This window comes from Metabacillus sp. RB-C-LZQ-3-1, from assembly GCF_058315175.1.
Genome location: NZ_JBZFLI010000001.1, coordinates 26,347 through 45,308, shown reverse-complemented (window position 1 = coordinate 45,308; position 18,962 = coordinate 26,347). Strand labels below are relative to the sequence as shown.

The following is an 18,962-nucleotide window of genomic DNA, read 5'->3' as shown; positions in this document are numbered from 1 at the left end:
CTTGATTGCCACTTAGCCTGTAAAGTAAACCTTAATTTTTCTAGTACTCATACTTTGTAACAAAAAATAAGCTACCCTAGGGTAGCTTATTATCAATTAATTTAATTCTTGCTTTTTTTGCTTTGTGAAGAGCAAACCACCAAAGAAATAACATAAATGGGACCATAGTATATTCCCAGTTTAGATAACTTAAAAGGATTGAATCATAAATAGAATGCAATAAAATTGGAATTGTACATGACATTACTATCCATTTAGGACGATGCTTCCGAACAGTAAACTTACCTTTCCCTAAATAATAGCCCATAATAACACCAAATAGAGCATGACTTGAAACAGGTAATATTGCACGTCCTAATGCATGCTGAACACCATTTGCAAATAAATATAAAATGTTTTCTAAACTAGCAAATCCTAAAGATACTGCCACCCCATAAACAATACCATCATAATGTTCATTAAAATGGATATGTTGATAAATGGTAAAAAATAATATAAACCACTTAAAAAATTCCTCTAAAAAACCAACAGCAACCAAGGTATATAAAAACTGTGAATCAAAGACAGCTTCAACATCCAACACATATTGGATAAACATAATTGGAAAAACGAGCAAAGCCCCAAAAATAAATGAGCGCAGTACTAAAGGTACAGGCTCAGATTCGTACTGATCTTTCAAATAAAAATAACTTAATAAGGCAAGACCTGGGGCAATGCCCGCAGAAATAATTGCAATCATTCACAGGCCTCTTTTCCATTAATAACTTTATGATCCTATTATTTACTATTTATACAAAATTAATAATATGATAGAATTCACTTTATTTATCGTATCACGATATCGTAAAATTGAAAATGTCAGAATGTCGTAAATACAAGAATTTTACTATTTTTTGAAGGAGCTTGGCATCATGAAAAAAAACATATTACTTATTCATACAGGCGGTACAATTTCAATGAAAGAGGACCATATAACTGGAGAAGTAAAGCCGGGGAAAACGAATCCCCTCATGGATCACCTTAAAGAATTACCAGATATCAATCTCATAACGACAGAATTATTTCATTTACCTTCACCACATATAACACCAGAAAACATGCTTCATCTAAAAACGTTTATAGAAGAAGAGAGCAAAACCAAACTCTTAGATGGAGTCGTAATTACGCACGGAACTGATACATTAGAAGAGACCGCTTATTTTCTTGATGTAACACTTTCATCAACAATACCAGTTGTCTTAACAGGTGCAATGAGGTCCAGCAATGAAATTGGTTCTGATGGACTTTATAATTTACTCTCAGCCATTAAAGTAGCAGTGTCAGATCATGCCAATTCCATGGGAGTTCTTGTTGTCATGAATGATGAAATTCATACTGCAAAAAATGTGACAAAAACTCATACTAGCAATATAGCAACATTTCAAAGTCCACAATACGGCCCAATTGGCATAGTCAATAAAGCAGGTGTATTCTTTCACCACACACCTATTTCGAATAAAGCATTACATGTATCTACCTTAAATAAAAATGTATTTTTGATTAAAGCATTTGCTGGAATGGATAGCAGTCTTTTAAAGGGGATTGAGCAATTAAATCCAGATGGTTTAGTTATTGAAGCTTTAGGACAAGGAAATCTCCCTCCAATGATGTTACCTGGCTTAAAAAGCCTTTTAGGAAACAACATACCAATTGTTCTTGTTTCCAGATGCTTTAATGGGATTGCTCAAGATGTTTATGGTTATGAAGGTGGGGGAAGACAATTAAAAGAAATGGGCTTAATCTTCAGCAATGGTTTAAATGGCCAAAAAGCAAGAATTAAATTAATGATTGCCCTTGAAACGACAACTGAAAGAGATGAGCTCGAATCGATTTTTTCAACATAATGATTAGAGAGAGATGCTGGTATCTCTCTCTATCATTATCTATTATTACGTAAAGCCTCAAAAATTAATTCCCCATGAAAACGGCCATTTTCAATAAAGATTTCATTTGCATTGTTCCCCGCTGCAATAACACCTGCAATAAAAATCCCTTTTATATTCGTCTCCATTGTTTCCGGACTAAAAGCTGGCCTTCCTGTTTCTGGATCTATTTTAACACCCATTTTCTTTAGAAATTCATGATCAGGATGATATCCAGTCATCGCAAAGACAAAATCATTTTTAATTGTTTTTGTTTCTCCATTTACATTATATACAACTGAATCCTCAAATATTTCAAGAAGGTTGGCTTGGAATTCCATTGTAATTGTTCCATTTCTAACTAGTGATTCAAACTCCGGTAAGATCCATGGTTTAATACTTGGAGAATACTCACTGCCACGGTATAAAACCGTTACTCTTGCACCTGCTTTTACTAGCTCCAAAGCTGCATCAACACTGGAATTTTTACCACCAATCACAACTACATCTTTATCAAAATATGGATGGGCTTCTTTGAAATAATGAAATACCTTTGGCAAACTCTCACCAGGTATATGTAATAAGTTTGGATGATCATAGTACCCTGTTGCAATAACAACTTGTTTCGCCTCATAAACTTCTTTATTTGTTGTCACAACAAACTGTTGATCAGCTTTTTTATCGACCTTATTAACCTTTTCAAAAGCATGAATTCTTAATTCTTTCCTTCTAACAACTTCCCGGTAATATGCCAATGCTTGATTTCGAACAGGCTTCCGATTTTCAGTAATAAATGGGACATCACCAATTTCTAATTTTTCACTCGAACTAAAGAACGTTTGATGTGTTGGATAATGATAGATCGCATTTACAATATTTCCCTTTTCAATAACTAATGGCTTATTTCCTAACTTTGAAAGGGCAATTGCAGCTGATAAACCACAGGGACCGCCCCCAACAATAATTGTTTCCTCTTTAATCAAGTCCATTCACTCCAATACCCGATTTTTGTAAAATTTATAGGTTTATGTAAGTAGCATTTCTTTTATCCCACTCTAACGGGCAGGAAGTCCTCCAATGATGGGTGTTTCATCTTATCAAAACAAAAAAGAGACTGACTCTTAGTAACATCAAGCCATTAAACAATTTCTTAGTACTTTTTACAGAACTAAAATTGAATAAATTAGCTAGACACACTAAAGTCACCGTCTCTTATTCTTTAACATAGCTTTAAATCCAGCCTCTAAATCTTGACGCTTCAGCCATTTTTCGAACTCCTACCATATAGGCAGCTAAACGCATATCAATCCTGCGATTTTGACTTGTTTCATAAATATTATTAAATGATTTAACCATCACTTGTTCAAGCTTTTCATCTACTTCTTCTTCGGTCCAATAGTAACCTTGATTGTTCTGAACCCACTCAAAATAAGAAACGGTTACACCACCAGCACTTGCTAAGACATCTGGAACTAACAATATTCCACGATCTGATAAAATTCTTGTTGCTTCAAGGGTTGTAGGACCGTTTGCTGCTTCTACAACGATACTTGCACGAATATTTGCAGCATTTTCCTCTGTAATTTGATTCTCAATTGCTGCAGGTACTAAAATATCACAGTCGAGCTCAAGTAATTCTTTATTCGTAATTGTATCGTTGAAGAGCTTTGTTACTGTACCAAAGCTGTCACGACGGTCTAATAGATAATCAATATCTAAGCCATTCGGGTCATGCAGACCGCCATATGCATCTGATATCCCAACGATTTTAGCCCCTGCATCATGCATAAATTTTGAAAGATAGCTTCCAGCGTTTCCAAAACCTTGTACAACAACCCTTGCACCTTCAAGATTAATTCCCTTTTTCTTTGCAGCTTCCCGAATACATATCGTTACACCCTTTGCTGTAGCAGACTCACGGCCATGTGATCCTCCTAATACAAGCGGTTTACCAGTGATAAACCCTGGGGAATTAAATTCATCAATACGGCTGTATTCATCCATCATCCAAGCCATAATCTGTGAGTTAGTAAAGACGTCAGGAGCAGGAATATCTTTTGTTGGACCAACAATTTGACTAATCGCACGGACATAGCCACGACTTAAACGTTCCAGCTCTCTAAAGGACATGTCTCTCGGGTCGCAAACAATTCCACCTTTACCTCCACCATATGGAAGATCAACGATTCCACATTTTAAACTCATCCAAATAGAAAGTGCTTTTACCTCCTTTTCTGTTACATTAGGATGAAATCTTATTCCACCTTTTGTAGGACCAACAGCATCATTGTGTTGAGCACGGTAACCTGTGAAAATTTTCACAGATCCGTCATCCATACGAACTGGTATTTTCACTGTCATTAATCTAATCGGTTCTTTTAATAATTCATATACTTCTTCAGGATACCCTAGTTTATCAAGGGCATTATGTATCACCGTTTGGGTTGATTTTAACACATCTAATTTATCATTTTGTGCATCGGTGTTTTTCTCGGCTACCATTAAAGTTAACCTCCTAAATCTAATCAGTAAATGAAAGAATGTCCACCTTTCATGACATAGTATACACTTTCAAGGCTCTTATGCAAAGCAGAAAAACGATAATTATCACAATTTCATAAAACATAAAAACGTTTTACGAAACTCATAATTTGGATATAGGTTTTAATCTAATCTTGAAAACAATTCATTGATTATCATATAGATTAGAAAAGCTTCACTTGTTATCAGTCCTTTATTTTATCTTATCCTATCATCCATAAAACTTTTATCCTTTCTGGTAGTAAAAAAAGGTGAATTTAACCAGATATTAAGTCTCTTTAATAATGAAGACAAAAGGTTAAACCCACCCAAGTAATTTTTACTTTTCCAAAAAATAATGATATATTTCGGCCATTGCGTTTTCCTTTAAAAGAATTTTTCCGTATTCCTTTAATCTATGGACTGTTAAAGTAGAGGGACTGCCATATTCAGCTAATATCGAAACAAGATCATCAATATTAACCGGCTGTTCATCATTTAATAATAAGTAATATCGATCTTGGTAATAAATGACCACGCCATCATGAATGTTGTGGTGATAGGTGTAACGTGAAAGTTGAATTAATGCTTCGAAAGATTCAAATTCAAAAATGATATCAAAGCTTTCATCAACCTTTACCTGCATCTCAATATATTCATCCGAAAAATCATCTTCAGATTCTTCGGTTTCTTGGCTATTTGTGACAATGATTACCATCCCTTGAGCATGAAGTGAATAAACCTCAACAGCGATAGGACCATGTGCCTCAAACCCTAATTCAACACTTGCTTCGTTCATCATGTCCCTGAATAATTGGTGAACCTTTAATGAGTCTTTCCATAGATCTTCTTTTGTTAATCCTCTGTCTCGTAAGTCATCTGTCGTTAAAAAGATTTTTATTTTATCATAGTTCAGCCGCTCTAGCCGCATCCCATACCCTCCTGCCGTGAGACCGCTCTATATTGATCATAGTATGATTTTTATATGAGATGGTTCAAAATTTTTCTTCAATGTACATGGATATTTTTCCACTTGTTTAAACTCCCAATTTTTCCTTGAGCCACATTTCCCATTGCCCTTTGTCATCACCTACTAAATAACTCTCATATGGTTCAACTATTGAAGAGGTTTCTTTACCAAATGCCTTACCACCTAACCCTATTTTTAATTGATTAAATGTGACTGAGAGATAATCGACAAGTTCTAATGTCTTTTTTAAATTTTTAACCAATGTACATGATAAAAATAAGAATTCAGGCTTTACTTCCTTTAATACGATGTCAATATCCCCTTCTGCAATGCTTCCACCTAGATAAATGACTTTAAAACCTTTTCTTCTTAAAAATAAAGTGAAAATTAATAAGCCTAATTCATGGGTTTCATTAGGACCGCAAACAGCAATCACTCTAGGCAAGAAACCATCTACTGGTAATGTGTGTAAAATCATTCCTATCCGTGATCGTATAAAAGAAGATGCAAAATGTTCATGGGCAGTTGTCATTTCCCCAGACTCCCACTTGTCCCCAATTTTCACTAATAATGTACCTAATATTTCAATCACAACTTTATCAACTGAATAAAGACTAAATGCTTTATTTAAAAGGTCATGCGCTTTATTTTCATCAAATTGAAAAAGAGCATGGAATAGCTCGTCCACTAAGCTCAATGATCGATCTATTAAGGCGCCTTCTACATTTATCTCAGAACTTTCATATAAATGAACTTGATTTGTTTCAAGTAAATTTACAGCTTGACTAATTGTGAAACCTTTATTTACTTTACTTATCAACCATTTAAGTATTTTGATATGTTCGTCAGTGTATAAGCGGTGACCTGATTCATTTCTAATGGGTGCAATCATGTTATATCTTCTTTCCCAGGCTCTTAATGTTCCAGCTTGGATGCCAAGCAACTTTGAAACGGCCTTTATATTGTATTTTCCTTCGTGCTTTGACATGATTCGCCCCCCTAACACTATATAAAAATTATAACGAAAGTTTTATTTTGCGTAAACTTTGTATAACAATTGAATAAACCATGCTAAAGTTAGCATGGTAATTGTCGTATAACAAAGCATGGATAAAACTACTTATAATGATTTTTTTCGCGATAAATGAAGAAAGTGAGCTTCTGCAGGAGCACCTAACCTTAATGGTAAAGCAGTTGTTCCATACCCGTTGCTAACTAATAGCTTTGCTTTTCTTAGTGATTGGAAGCTTCCTTTTTTATAAAATCCCCAACCAAGAAAGCGGATTTGTCCACCATGAGTATGCCCACTTAGCACTAGAGAAATACGATCATTTTGATTAATCTTGTGATAAATATCCGGATTATGACTTAATAATATTTTAAAATCAGTTTCTACTTGATTTGGGTCATGTAAGGCTAGATCTAATCGATCTCTCTCATTGCTGATATCTTCAATACCTAATAACACAATTCTGCCGCTATGTGATGATGACAGCTCTTTATATGAGTTTTTTAGTATATGTACATTATTTTTTTCTAAAATATCCTCAAAGCTTTTTTGGTCAACTTCATAATCATTGTTTCCATATACAAAATAGACAGGTGCAAGACTTCTTAGAGCCCGTATATTTTGCTCAACTCTAGAAAACGGAACACCTGATTCTGTAAAATCGCCACCAATCATGACAACATCAACTTTATCAGGTATTTTTTCTAATAATTGATCTGTCACAGTTCTTCTATGAATATCAGATATAAAAAAGATCTTTAGAGAATCTATATGAATCGGAAAATTATCAAATTCTATATGGTGAATCGATACACGATTTTCTTTTGCTTTCAAAAGCATGATGATTAACATCACAAGCGCGAATCCCAATGCGATAACAAACAAGACCTGGATTATTGTTCCCAGCACCATCACCTCTTTTCTTCCTTTAAAAAGCATTAGGACTATTATATACAAAAATTCCCTCCTTTTCTACAAATGGAAAGAAGGGATGTAACAAGGTACCTACTTACTTTCATGAAATAAATTGATATCAAACTCTCTTTTCATCATGGTAAAGACCTCATGTCTATTTTTCCATTGCGCTGGCTGAGGCCAAAGATCTGTACTTTTTCTAATCACTTCACACCTTAGATTATGATATTCTGATTCAGCTTTATCTTCTTTTTTCTTAAAATACTGAGCAGTTGCATAACCGCCTACAATAAGCAATATAAAAAAAATATGAATTTCATTATCAAAAATCATATAAAAAACAACATCAATTTGACCGCCGGTTGGTTTAATAATAAAAGCGTAAAGATAAACGATATAGGCCATTATTAAAACGAACGTAAAAAATTGAGCATTAAAACATTTGTTTTTATATTTTTCATATTTTCGTTTGCGGTCAACTAAATGATCGAGCATTTGTTTTGTAGGCTCATCAGTATGGTTTTTTAGAAGTTGGATACTTGGTTCGATCATGCTCACTTCCCCTCGTACAACGATACTTTATGTATTATCATTGTATGAGGTCGTCCATATAGTTATGAACTATTTCATTAAGTACGTTTGTTTATTTAATTGGAATTTTTAAAATTTGACCTTCAAAAATCTCATTCCCGGCAAATTGGTTATATTCTCTAATTATGTCTTCTCCTGATCGACTATTATAGTATTTAATCGCAATGCTAAACAGCGTTTCTCCAGCTGCCACTCTATGTGTTTTAATTTCTTTATACTGATCTGCCTGATCTTTACCTTCCGTTTGAATTGATTCATTGGAAGAACTTGATGAGTTTACAACTTTTGCATCATTTTGCTTCTGAGTTGTTTCTAAATTTGATGAGGATTCCTCTAATTCTACGTCAACATTAGTTTCCTCAGTGTTTTCCTCTGAATCTATTTCAACATCCACAGTGCTATTCTGTCGCTCAGTTGTTTCTAACGATTGATCATTAGATTGTTGATTTTTTGAAATATACACTCTTTCTTCACCAACAATCGTTTCTTCACCCGAACTTTGATCTTCTTTTGAGCCATAATAAAGATTCATTGATAAGAAAAACACGGGAAGGAGGATAAAAAACAAAGCCAAAATACTAATAATCGGGTATTTCATTTTTAACTTTTTCTTTTTGTCTGAACCTTTATGAATCTCACTTCGAGGAGGATATTTTCCATACTCTTGTTTGTATTCATCAATCATTCTTGTTCTTAAGCCCTCGGCTTGATCTGGACGTTTTTCAGCATCACCCATTATTTTTCACCCCTCTTACATATTGCACCCTTATTTGAATGGCAAAGACTAAATCAATCAAAAAATGAGCTAAAATCGTTGAATAGAGGTTTTCTGTCATCTCATATACAACACCTAATAGAAAACTAATTGACATTACCATGAAAAATAAGAGCCATCTTGAAAGATATCGAAAATGTAATACGGCAAAAACGAGACTAGCAATCCAAATTCCAAAATGAGATTGAATCACACCTCTAAACAAAATCTCCTCTGACACGGCAATTAATGCTGTTAAAAAAGTAATATGTGGAATAGACCTTTTCTCAAAAAGCTTTTCATTTATTCCGCCGTCATCAACAAGATCCTTTGGTGCTAATTTAAAGATGATAAAATCTACAATAATGACCAATAAAGCAGTACCTGTTCCAAAATAAATAAAACGAAAATCACGTAAATGAAAAAGGTGTAAGAAATCTTGTACATCTCGAAATAAAAATATCCCTATGATAATAGAAATAACAATTAGTAAAAATTGGGTGAAATATAAATTTTGAACAATTTGCTTATCTGTTAATTGTTTAATTAACTCATTTTGTTTTTTTAACAACTTCTAATCACTCGCCTTGCCAAAAATCAACTTTAATTCTTCTTGCCAATTTATTGCTTGCCCATTTTCATTACTTTTCTGTTCTTCATAATACCAGTCAAAATCAATCCCACAAGCATCACAACAATTGTCAATATGATCAACATAGTTTTCATCGAAATAGGCAAGCAGTTTTTTCCGTTTGCAACCTTTAGTATTTAACCACATACACATTTCAGTCAACTTAAGATGTTTCATCGCGATTCTATTTTCTATTTCCTCCCAAATCGTTGAAACCATCTGCTCTGCAGTCATGGATCTATCTAAAAGCTTGTCATAAACATGTTCAACATATCTCCATTGTGTTTCTGTTAATCCACACCACTGTTGGATGAATTCAAAGGAAGGTTCGTGCTTATTTTGCAAATAATGGATCGTTCTGCTTAAGTCTTCGAATGACGGAAACTCAGATTCAACTAACGTTTTTGGTATTTCATAATCTGCATCTGTTATTAAAGTGATTGCAACACTCTTTTGACCATCACGTCCCGCTCTTCCTATTTCTTGCATGTAGGATTCGAGCTGAGAAGGAAAATGAAAATGAATGACATACCGAATATTCCCTTTGTTTATTCCCATCCCAAAAGCATTTGTGCAACATACGATTTTTAATTGATCAAACAAAAATTGCTGTTGTATCAGAATTCGTTGTTCCTGCTCCATTCCACCGTGATAGTATGCCACCTGGTCGATCCCCGAATCGATAAGAATTTGTGCAAGTCTTTCTGTCCATATTCTACTTGAGCAATAAATGATACCTGGACCTTTAAAGGTGTGAACCAATTGTTGTAGCCGATTTATTTTATCGTCTATTGAGTGATGCTTTTCTATAGAGATTGCAATATTAGGACGATTAATTGAGTAAATAAATGTTTCAACATCACGATTTAATCGAAGGATTTGGTGGATGTCATCTAAAACCTGCTTTGTTGCTGTTGCTGTTAATGCTAAGCAAGGAGGATGATTAAGCTTTACCCTTAGCTCCCCCAATTTAGAATAATCCGGTCTAAAATCATGGCCCCACTGTGAAATGCAATGAGCTTCATCAACAACAAATAGCGCAATATTCGCTTTTACTAATGCCTCTATCACATAATCAAATTGAAGAATTTCCGGAGAAGCATAGATATACCTATACTTTTTTAATTGTTTTAGAATTTGTTTTCTTTTGTAAGCAGAAATTGTACTATTTAAAGCTACAACGTTTTTTTCACCTCTCTGCTTTATTTGCTCTACCTGATCCTCCATTAAAGACAGTAATGGAGAAATGATAAGAATTGGTCTTTGTAATACATAACCTGGCAGTTGATAACAGAGTGATTTTCCGCCACCAGTGGGAAGCATTGCAACAACATCTTTTCCTTTCAATACGGCTTCAATGATCTCTCGCTGTCCTGTGCGAAAATGCTTGTGATGAAAATTTGAAAAAAGTATGTTATCTAGTTGGTGAATCATTTTCCCCTCCCACTTAGTGCAAACGCTAGCCTAATTTGAAAATAGCTATATTTATGATTTAAATATTCTTTTACTTTTTTTAACTGATGTGTTTGTAACTTATCAATTGCTTCCATTATTTTTCTAAAGTCATTGTCTTGTAAAAAAAACGCTGGAGAATAAAGTGGATCATGTAAGGTCAATTCGACAATGTGGTCTTCAATCGTACTTTGCTTCAAATTTCTTATAGAGGCAATTTCAGAGATTGTCTTCCCTTGCAAAACATATGCCCTTGTCACCTTAGTAGATGTCGTCAATGCGTCCGTGTTAGCTTTATCCATTATTATTTGATTCAGAATGTCAAAACGGCTCTCCTGACTGTGCTGCAATAATTGTAAAATGGTATGAATGACATTCCAAAACAATAAGTACGTATAAATTGGATCCTCATCATGCTTATATGCTATTTGTTCAAATGTTAGCCCAATTTTCATTGAGGATGTTAATCTTTGAACAAAAATTGTTGCTTCTTTTGCTGAATGTAATTGCAAAACCTGTTTTAATTCATCATAAAGTTTTGTTGCTAATTCTTCCTTCGATACACTGGTCTGCCTTAAAAATTCTTTTACCCACTGTAAGTCCTCATGATTTTTTGTTATTGGCAAATACCCTTTCCTTCCATAAGACAAGTTTGAGACTACTTGAACAAGTATAGATAATCGCCGCCAAAATACTCTGCTTAAATCACCATATTTCCACCCATTTAGGGAAGAAGGTATTGGTGTCTCTTTAAGATTTTTCATAAGAACTTCTTTCCCTTTGGGTGTTATGAAGCAAAGATTACCGGGTAACATGTCAATAAGTTCTTTTTGATTGAGTATTTCCCATGCGGTATCTGTTTGTTTTCTAGAGAGTTTGGGGAATAATCCAAACAGATGGGACAGATTAAAAAGTTTGCCATCTTGTATCGTTTGTGAAGATTTTTTCCCTTTAAGTAAATGATAAATAGCGGAGGCAGTTCTTTCTCCATTAAGTTGGTTTATACAAATAAGCAATACCGTATGAAAATAATCTAGCTTCATTATACCACCCTACAATGTTTGACAATATTCGATTACAAGTATTATTTTAACAAATTTTTAGACATTCGATCAGCAAATTTACTCGTTATCACTAATCTATTTGCGATTGTTTTGTCAAATAGTTGTGGAAATTAAAGTCTTCAAAGAGATATCTGAAGAGTTTTTTATTGAAAAGTCGAAAAATCCGATTTACAATAACATGTAGGGCAAAGAGAGAATGATGATTTTCAATAGGAATTCACTCATTTAATCAGTACTACCATATAATAAAAATATGGTATGATTTTTTCAGGAGGTTTGTGTAATGGCAAAATATACGATTGTTGATAAGGATACATGCATTGCATGTGGTGCTTGTGGGGCTGCAGCACCGGATATTTATGATTATGATGATGAAGGGATCGCATTTGTAACGTTAGACGATAATCAAGGGATTGTTGAAGTACCTGAAGCCCTTGAAGAGGATATGATGGATGCTTTTGAGGGTTGTCCAACTGATTCTATTAAAATTTCTGACGAGAAATTTGATGGGGATGCTCTTAAATTTGAATAACGATATGTAAAAAGATGGCTGTTTAAGAACTGATTTCACTTTCCTCATTATACAGAAACATGTAGTCTGTATAATGAGGATATGGGATCGGTTCCAAGCCATCTTTTTTCTTGATCATATCTAATTATTTCTTACTAATCACTAATACCTGCTCAGGATAAATTAATTCGGTAGTCATTTCATTAATCTTCTTAATGGCCTCGGGGCTGGTACTAAATTCTGTAGCAATTGATTGTATTGTATCCCCAGGCTGTACAACGTAATTTTCACTATTGTTTATATAAATTGTTAGTTCCTGATGTGGATAGATCACATCATCACTAAGATTATTCCATTTTTTTATGGACGTAACGGAAACTTTAAATGCATTTGATAACCCCCATAAGGTATCACCTTTCGCTACTGTTATCACTCTTTTTCGGAGATTATTTCTGTTATTTTTGGTTGAAGCCTTTGACGAATTAGCTTGTGCATTCGTTTCAATTGATTCGTTAAGATGATCTTTTTGTTGTTGGTCAGAATAAGCCGTCGATCCTTCCTCTTCTTCAAAAACAAATAAAGGGTCTAATGCATACTCTTTCTCAAATGTCCATTCCCCTTTATGTAATTCAAAGTGTAAATGTGTACCTGTTGAAACTCCTGTATTTCCAATAATACCGATAGCTTGTCCCTTTTCTACTTTATCTCCATTGTTGACGTTTCTTTTACTTAAATGGGCATAAACTGTTTCATATCCCTCTGGATGCCTAATAAAGACTACATTCCCATATGTATTTGAATAATAAGATTTCACTACCTCACCATCTGACACAGAGACAATTTGTTCTCCTTCAGGTGCAGCAATATCAATTCCCTTATGTTTTCCATTACGTGTTCCGAATGTATCTGTTATTATTCCTTCAACAGGTTCAATCCAAGTTTTCTCCAGTTCTTCCACATCTGATTCTGCCTTTACACTATGACTACCAACTAATGTCAAACCAAATAATATGCCTAGCATCCACATGAACTTTTTTTTATTCCCTAGCATTCTTTTTCCCCCATTTTCGTTTTTTGGCTGTTTTCTGATTAACTAAGAAATCAAGTTGGTAAATTCAAGTACAAAATTAAGGATTTACCATTTTAGTTGAGCATATACAATATTTTTCTTGAATAGTTCGTTGGATTTAGGAACAAACTCAACATAACTCTAATATTTACTTAGGGTTACTAGATAGAGAAATTGTTTAAAAAGAACATGTGTAGTATATTACTTTATTTTTTTACTATACGAAAAAATGTGTAAAATAAAAAAAGAGACCCGAGTCTCTTTTTATTCGTCTTCTTTAACTGGATTAGGTGAAAAAGGCACCTCTAGTGGTTTTGTAACATCCATAACACCTATTTCTTTTGCTTTTGTGCCATTGAATTGAACCGTTTCATAACCGAAATCTTTTGCTGTTAATAAAATGGATTCAAGCATAATAATGCTTTCTTCATTATTTTCGATATTGGCATTTTCTGTAAACCAAACTTCTAAATGCTCACCATCTTCGGTAATTACTATTTCACCAATATTATTTTGAATAGATGGTTTTAGTTCTTGCTCATCGATTCCCTTCTTCATGATGCTAATTGCCTCTTCTATAGATTGCAATGATTCTCGTGATGGGACTAATAATTTTGCTTTTGAGTCATCGTACTGATAAACAAGATAAGCTTTATTTCTCGTTTCTGTTATTTCTAATTCAGTTTCTTGACCATAATTACTAAACTCAATACCTTCTACTCCATTTGTAAACAAATTTGCCTTTTTATAGCCAAGCCACCTAAATGTTTCAATAATTGACTCTCTATAAGCAATTTCAGAACCAGATCCTGTAATACTACCTTTATCAGCTTTATAATTAATAATTATTTCTTCATTATTTTCTTCCTCTAGATCTGTATTCTTCAAGCCTAAAACTAGTGGCCCAAATTGTGCAACAAATTTTTCAGGTTTGAAAGCTTTTATTTGATCAAGTTCTTCTTTACCTGCTTCTTCCTCAAAACTAATCGGAATAATATTCTGTGAATCTTCATCTGTAAGTCCAACTGTTATAATTTTCTCCGAATCGTCAGCATCAGTTACAAAGGTTTCTTGTTCATTTTCAATAAGTTTTTGGTGAAGGCCAACATTTTCATTACTTTTATCTTCAGCTATAGATGATTCAGTGACCCTCATTTCTGTCTGAGAATCGTTTTCAGCTTTTGATGAATCTGAAGAGGAAGTCGATGCCATATCCATTGCACTTTCTTCACTCTTGTTTGTTACCCCTTGAAAAAGAAATGGAGATATCAACGCAAAAATAAATAACGCAGCAACCGTGGCAACTGTAGGAGCAATCCAAGTACGTCGTTTTTTTCTGCTTTGATATTTATAATAGACGCTTTGATAAAGATCGCTTTGATTTTGCTTGTCTTTAACAGAGGGTAATTGTTGTAATAATTGCTCAAGTTGCTCCTCATTCCACTCCCGTTTTTTCAATCGAAAGTCCCTCCTTTTCTGAAAAATCGATCATATGTTTTTGTAATTGCTTAATAGCACGATGTTGAGTAGTTTTAACTTTGCTTACAGTCCAGCCTAAAATTTCCGCTGTTTCGGTGATTGACATCTCCTGAATGTATCGTAAAATTACAACTGCGCGTTGATCAATCGAGCAGACATTCAAAGCACGATATATCCATTGAACCTGTTCATTTTGTATGGCTATTTCTTCAGGAAGTGGCTGTCCATCATCTTCAATTTGATGATTATCCCATTCAAACCGTTCTAATATCCTTTGCCGAATCGTTTTCTGCTTCCGAAACCAATCGATTGCTACGTGCCTTGCGATTGAGATAAGCCAGGTTTTTTCACTACTTCTTCCTTCAAAACGATCATATGATTTCAAAACACGGATATAAACCTCTTGAACTAGATCTTCAGCCTGTTCACGATTCTTCACCATATAAAACAAAAACTGAAAAAGATCGTGATGATATTTCTCATAAAGTCGGTGAAAGGTATCCTCCATGATAACCCTCCGTTCATTAATTTAGTCGAAAAGAAAATCGTAAAGTTGCACTTTCATAATGTTGAAATATATTTGAAATATTTATGTAACAATCACTAACAACCAACTTCTACTTTACCATATTGTTGGTAAATCTATTAGATTAATTTATATAAAAAACTTATACAACTATCTATAAATTTTTAATTCTCATACTTAAAAAATCGCTAGAACCATTTACTAGCAAGGTTCTAACGATTTTCATTATCATATAACGTTTGAAGAAGAAAATCAAAGGCAATTTATTACTGCTAATCTTTTTTTGGCTTTGTTTTAAAAACAAGAGCACTACGCTCATATTCAACATCATATACTCCTAGACGATGATTAACCACTCTAGCAATAGCAAATAGATAGTCTGATAATCTGTTTAAATATTTAAGTACAACTTCATTTATTTCCATTTCTTTTTGAAGAGAAACTGTACATCTTTCTGCTCTTCTTGTGACAGTTCTTGCGATATGGATAGCTGCAGCAGCACTGCTTCCACCAGGTAAAATGAATTTTTCCAGCGGTGGAGCCTCTTTTACGTAGTGGTCAATACGCTCTTCTAAGAAGCCAATAATCTCTTCTGTTGCTTTATAAGGATACTTTTCCTTTACAACAGCTAAATCTCCCCCACAATCAAATAATTCATGTTGAATTTTTTCAAGTTCTTGATAGATATCTTGAAAAATCGGTTCTGTCAGTAACGTCATAGCATGACCAATAAAACTATTCGCCTCATCAATCGTCCCATATGCTTCTACACGTAAATGATCCTTATCTACACGTCCTCCAATAATACTTGTCTTTCCACTATCACCAGTTCGGGTATACAAATTCATTTGGATCACACTCCATAATTTTAATCATAAATAATTGCTGCAAGGATTTAATCTTTTAGAAAATGAAGCTCAGATTTTATAAAAGCTTATTATCAATAAAGAACTTCTGATAATAAGCTTTCAATTTTTCATTCAAATTTTGTTTCGCATGGAACAAGATTGTTCGTCAATATTATTCAGATTCTAGGTTTTTTCGAGGTAAAAAGAAGCTAAATGTCGTTCCTTCGTCTAATTTGCTGTGAACACTGATTTTTCCTTTATGTGCTTCAACTATATTTTTTACAATCGCAAGACCTAGCCCTGTACCAGCTCTTCCTCTAGTTCTTGCCTTATCAGCTTTATAGAACCGTTCAAAGACAAATGGCAGATCTTCTTCCGGGATTCCTGATCCTGAATCTTTCACATCAATCACCACACCATTCGAATGGTCTTTGACCTCAATTGTAACTGAACCATTTTCACTTGTATGACGTATTGCATTATCGATTAAATTGGTTAGAACTTGCTCAATCCGATCTGGGTCTATAACATGAAAGGGTTCACTAATTTGTACATTTGTTTGAAGAGAAATATCTTTTTCTTTTGCAAGACCTTGAAACTTTCTACTCACTTTTTCAACAAAATCACCTAATGTAATTTCTTCCAAGTTTAGCGTTATATGCCCAGCTTCCATCCTTGCTAAATCCAATAAGTCATTGACCAACCTTCCCATACGTAAAGATTCATCATGAATAACCTTTGCAATGTCCTTTTTTTCCTCTTCTGTGCTTGCAATATCATCAACAATCGCTTCACTATAGCCTTGGAGCATTGAGATAGGCGTTCTTAGTTCATGGCTAACATTAGCAATAAAATCTTTACGGAGTTTGTCTAATCTTCTCTCCTCTGTCATATCACGAAGTACCGCTACAGCCCCACGAACATGTGATTGATTATATAATGGTGTCATTAATATAACCCAGCTTCTCCCTTGAATGGTGATTTCAAGCATTTGTTCTTTTTCTGTATTCACAACTCTTTGGAATAACTCTTTCGTCTCAGAAGGAAGCTCACCACCTATTTCTACGTTTAAACCTTGTTCATAATACCACGCTTTTAAGAACCTTTCTGCTGGTGGATTTGTCACTAGAATGGTTCCATCAATATTTAATGTAATAACACCATCAGCCATACTGCTTAAAATATTGGTTAAATGTTCTTTTTCCTGACTTAGAGCATTTATATGAAATTTAAGCTGCTTCCCCATTTGATTAAAAGCTATACCTAATTCTCCAATTTCATCGTTAGACATAATAGGAACTTTCGATTCAAATTTTCCTCTTGCTAACTCCTGTGCAACCTGTTTCATTTTCCTTAATGGATATGTAATCCTCGTGGATAAGAAAAATGCAAAGATTGTTGTTAAAATAATTGCAATCCCTGCTGCAAGAATAATATACTTTGTTGTTTCCTTTGTTGTCTCATGAACAGCTTTAAGAGATTGAGAAATAAACACAGCTCCATCCTCAGTTTCTGAAACCTTATAAGGGACCCCTACGATTAGAACTTCATCTTCACCATTCGCAAAAACATCATTTGGCTGTTCGAGATTTGTTCGTTTGCTAACTTTTTGCTGCTCTGTTAATGGAATTGACAGCTCAGCATCCTTTTCGATATCTTCCATCGTTAAATGTGGAAGCTCTTCATCTTTAATTGGTGAAATCCAATAATTTGTTTCATTTTCTACAATAATAATATGGGTAAGATTATCAGTTAATTCCCATGAAATCGATCTTGCAAGTTCTTGGTCCTCATGACTTTCGATAATCAATGATACTTTTGTAGCAAGTTGTGTAAGCTCATCCTCTGCTTTCCCTACATGATAATTTTCAATAAATTCAAGCATTAAAATTGTTAACACAAATAAAACAAAGGAAACGAGCAAAATAATCGTTCCCCATAACTTACCCACTACACTTCTCCATAATATCATGTATGGCTTACCTCAAACTTATAGCCAACTCCCCAAACTGTTACGATCATTTTGGCAGCTTCAGGTGAAACTTTGCTTAATTTTTCTCTCAATCGCTTTACATGAGTATCAACTGTTCGTAAATCCCCAAAAAATTCATATTGCCACACTTCTTTTAAAAGTTTTTCACGATCATACACCTTATCAGGAGTTTTAGCTAAGAAATATAAAAGCTCGTACTCCTTAGGAGTTAAGCTTACCTCCGTTCCGTCAGCTGTTACACGGTGTGCATCATGATCAATAGATAAATGAGGAAATACAATGACATTCTTGGCTTTTGTTTCTGTTTTTAAAAAAGATGTTTGTGAAGACCTACGGAGTAATGCCTTTACTCGTAGAACAACTTCTCTAGGACTAAATGGCTTCACAATATAATCATCAACACCAGCCTCAAAACCTTGAACTCGATTTGCTTCTTCACCCTTTGCTGTCAGCATAATAATAGGCGTTGCTTTCTTTTCGCGTAATTGTTTGCAAACTTCTACCCCATCAATTCCTGGCATCATGACATCTAACATGATTAAATCATATTCATTTTTTAGAGCAAGCTCTATAGCTTCATCACCATTCTCTGCTTCCTCAATTTCATAATTTTCTCTTTCAAGATACATTCTTAATAGACGACGAATTCGGTCCTCATCATCTACAACTAAAATTCTTGCAAATTGGTTCTCTTCCATAATAAGAACCCTCCTTAATAATTAAGTTTTT

At 34.1% G+C, this 18,962-nt stretch carries 19 protein-coding genes; 2 read left to right on the top strand and 17 right to left on the bottom strand.

What is annotated here, in order from left to right:
* Positions 1-76 precede the first annotated feature (76 nt).
* The gene (prsW, locus tag AC4GZ8_RS00255; protein ID WP_491079802.1) at positions 77-739 is read right to left on the bottom strand and encodes a glutamic-type intramembrane protease PrsW; all 663 of its coding nucleotides are present in this window, start codon (positions 737-739) and stop codon (positions 77-79) included.
* Positions 740-911: 172 nt separating this feature from the next.
* Between prsW and AC4GZ8_RS00250 the strand changes: the two genes are divergently transcribed.
* The gene (locus AC4GZ8_RS00250; protein WP_491079801.1) at positions 912-1,883 is read left to right on the top strand and encodes an asparaginase; all 972 of its coding nucleotides are present in this window, start codon (positions 912-914) and stop codon (positions 1,881-1,883) included.
* A 35-nt stretch (positions 1,884-1,918) separates the two neighbouring features.
* Here the strand turns inward: AC4GZ8_RS00250 and AC4GZ8_RS00245 are convergent, their stop codons facing one another.
* From AC4GZ8_RS00245 to AC4GZ8_RS00200, 10 genes are all read right to left on the bottom strand, one after another.
* Positions 1,919-2,890 carry a YpdA family putative bacillithiol disulfide reductase gene (locus AC4GZ8_RS00245; RefSeq protein WP_491079800.1) on the bottom strand — a complete coding sequence of 324 codons (972 nt, stop codon included), beginning with the start codon at positions 2,888-2,890 and terminating at the stop codon, positions 1,919-1,921.
* Between the two features lie 241 nt (positions 2,891-3,131).
* Complete coding sequence (locus AC4GZ8_RS00240) at positions 3,132-4,403, bottom strand: Glu/Leu/Phe/Val family dehydrogenase (protein WP_491079799.1); 1,272 nt, start codon at positions 4,401-4,403, stop codon at positions 3,132-3,134.
* Positions 4,404-4,761: 358 nt separating this feature from the next.
* A complete protein-coding gene (locus tag AC4GZ8_RS00235) occupies positions 4,762-5,352 on the bottom strand; it encodes a genetic competence negative regulator (protein WP_491079798.1) in 591 nt (196 codons plus the stop codon).
* 106 nt (positions 5,353-5,458) lie between these two features.
* On the bottom strand, positions 5,459-6,379 hold the full coding sequence (locus AC4GZ8_RS00230; RefSeq protein WP_491079797.1) for a MerR family transcriptional regulator: 921 nt from the start codon (positions 6,377-6,379) through the stop codon (positions 5,459-5,461).
* 132 nt (positions 6,380-6,511) lie between these two features.
* Positions 6,512-7,357 carry a metallophosphoesterase gene (locus tag AC4GZ8_RS00225; RefSeq protein ID WP_491079796.1) on the bottom strand — a complete coding sequence of 282 codons (846 nt, stop codon included), beginning with the start codon at positions 7,355-7,357 and terminating at the stop codon, positions 6,512-6,514.
* Positions 7,358-7,405: 48 nt separating this feature from the next.
* On the bottom strand, positions 7,406-7,867 hold the full coding sequence (locus tag AC4GZ8_RS00220) for a YpbF family protein (protein WP_491079795.1): 462 nt from the start codon (positions 7,865-7,867) through the stop codon (positions 7,406-7,408).
* 91 nt (positions 7,868-7,958) lie between these two features.
* Positions 7,959-8,642, bottom strand: coding sequence for a LysM peptidoglycan-binding domain-containing protein (locus AC4GZ8_RS00215; protein ID WP_491079794.1), 684 nt, complete (start codon positions 8,640-8,642; stop codon positions 7,959-7,961).
* Positions 8,635-9,231 (bottom strand): CPBP family intramembrane glutamic endopeptidase, encoded by a 597-nt coding sequence (locus tag AC4GZ8_RS00210; RefSeq protein WP_491079793.1) that lies wholly within the window; start codon positions 9,229-9,231, stop codon positions 8,635-8,637. Before AC4GZ8_RS00210 ends, AC4GZ8_RS00215 begins: the two co-directional genes overlap by 8 nt.
* Positions 9,232-9,234: 3 nt before the next feature.
* Complete coding sequence (locus AC4GZ8_RS00205) at positions 9,235-10,725, bottom strand: RecQ family ATP-dependent DNA helicase (protein ID WP_491079792.1); 1,491 nt, start codon at positions 10,723-10,725, stop codon at positions 9,235-9,237.
* Positions 10,722-11,786, bottom strand: a complete 1,065-nt coding sequence (locus AC4GZ8_RS00200) for a YpbB family protein (RefSeq protein ID WP_491079791.1) — start codon at positions 11,784-11,786, stop codon at positions 10,722-10,724. Before AC4GZ8_RS00200 ends, AC4GZ8_RS00205 begins: the two co-directional genes overlap by 4 nt.
* A 304-nt stretch (positions 11,787-12,090) precedes the next feature.
* Between AC4GZ8_RS00200 and AC4GZ8_RS00195 the strand changes: the two genes are divergently transcribed.
* Positions 12,091-12,339, top strand: a complete 249-nt coding sequence (locus tag AC4GZ8_RS00195; protein WP_491079790.1) for a ferredoxin — start codon at positions 12,091-12,093, stop codon at positions 12,337-12,339.
* Between the two features lie 124 nt (positions 12,340-12,463).
* On the opposite strand, the gene AC4GZ8_RS00190 is transcribed toward AC4GZ8_RS00195, so the two are convergent.
* From AC4GZ8_RS00190 to AC4GZ8_RS00165, 6 genes are all read right to left on the bottom strand, one after another.
* The gene (locus AC4GZ8_RS00190) at positions 12,464-13,369 is read right to left on the bottom strand and encodes a M23 family metallopeptidase (RefSeq protein WP_491079789.1); all 906 of its coding nucleotides are present in this window, start codon (positions 13,367-13,369) and stop codon (positions 12,464-12,466) included.
* Between the two features lie 282 nt (positions 13,370-13,651).
* A complete protein-coding gene (locus tag AC4GZ8_RS00185) occupies positions 13,652-14,845 on the bottom strand; it encodes an RsiX family anti-sigma factor (RefSeq protein WP_491079788.1) in 1,194 nt (397 codons plus the stop codon).
* Positions 14,823-15,374 carry an RNA polymerase sigma factor SigX gene (gene sigX / locus AC4GZ8_RS00180; RefSeq protein WP_491079787.1) on the bottom strand — a complete coding sequence of 184 codons (552 nt, stop codon included), beginning with the start codon at positions 15,372-15,374 and terminating at the stop codon, positions 14,823-14,825. The genes AC4GZ8_RS00185 and sigX overlap by 23 nt, the downstream gene beginning before the upstream one ends.
* 290 nt (positions 15,375-15,664) lie before the next feature.
* Positions 15,665-16,240, bottom strand: a complete 576-nt coding sequence (locus AC4GZ8_RS00175) for a cob(I)yrinic acid a,c-diamide adenosyltransferase (RefSeq protein WP_491079786.1) — start codon at positions 16,238-16,240, stop codon at positions 15,665-15,667.
* A gap of 172 nt (positions 16,241-16,412) precedes the next feature.
* Positions 16,413-18,212 (bottom strand): ATP-binding protein, encoded by a 1,800-nt coding sequence (locus AC4GZ8_RS00170; protein ID WP_491079785.1) that lies wholly within the window; start codon positions 18,210-18,212, stop codon positions 16,413-16,415.
* Complete coding sequence (locus tag AC4GZ8_RS00165) at positions 18,209-18,931, bottom strand: response regulator transcription factor (RefSeq protein ID WP_491079784.1); 723 nt, start codon at positions 18,929-18,931, stop codon at positions 18,209-18,211. Before AC4GZ8_RS00165 ends, AC4GZ8_RS00170 begins: the two co-directional genes overlap by 4 nt.
* Positions 18,932-18,962 lie beyond the last annotated feature (31 nt).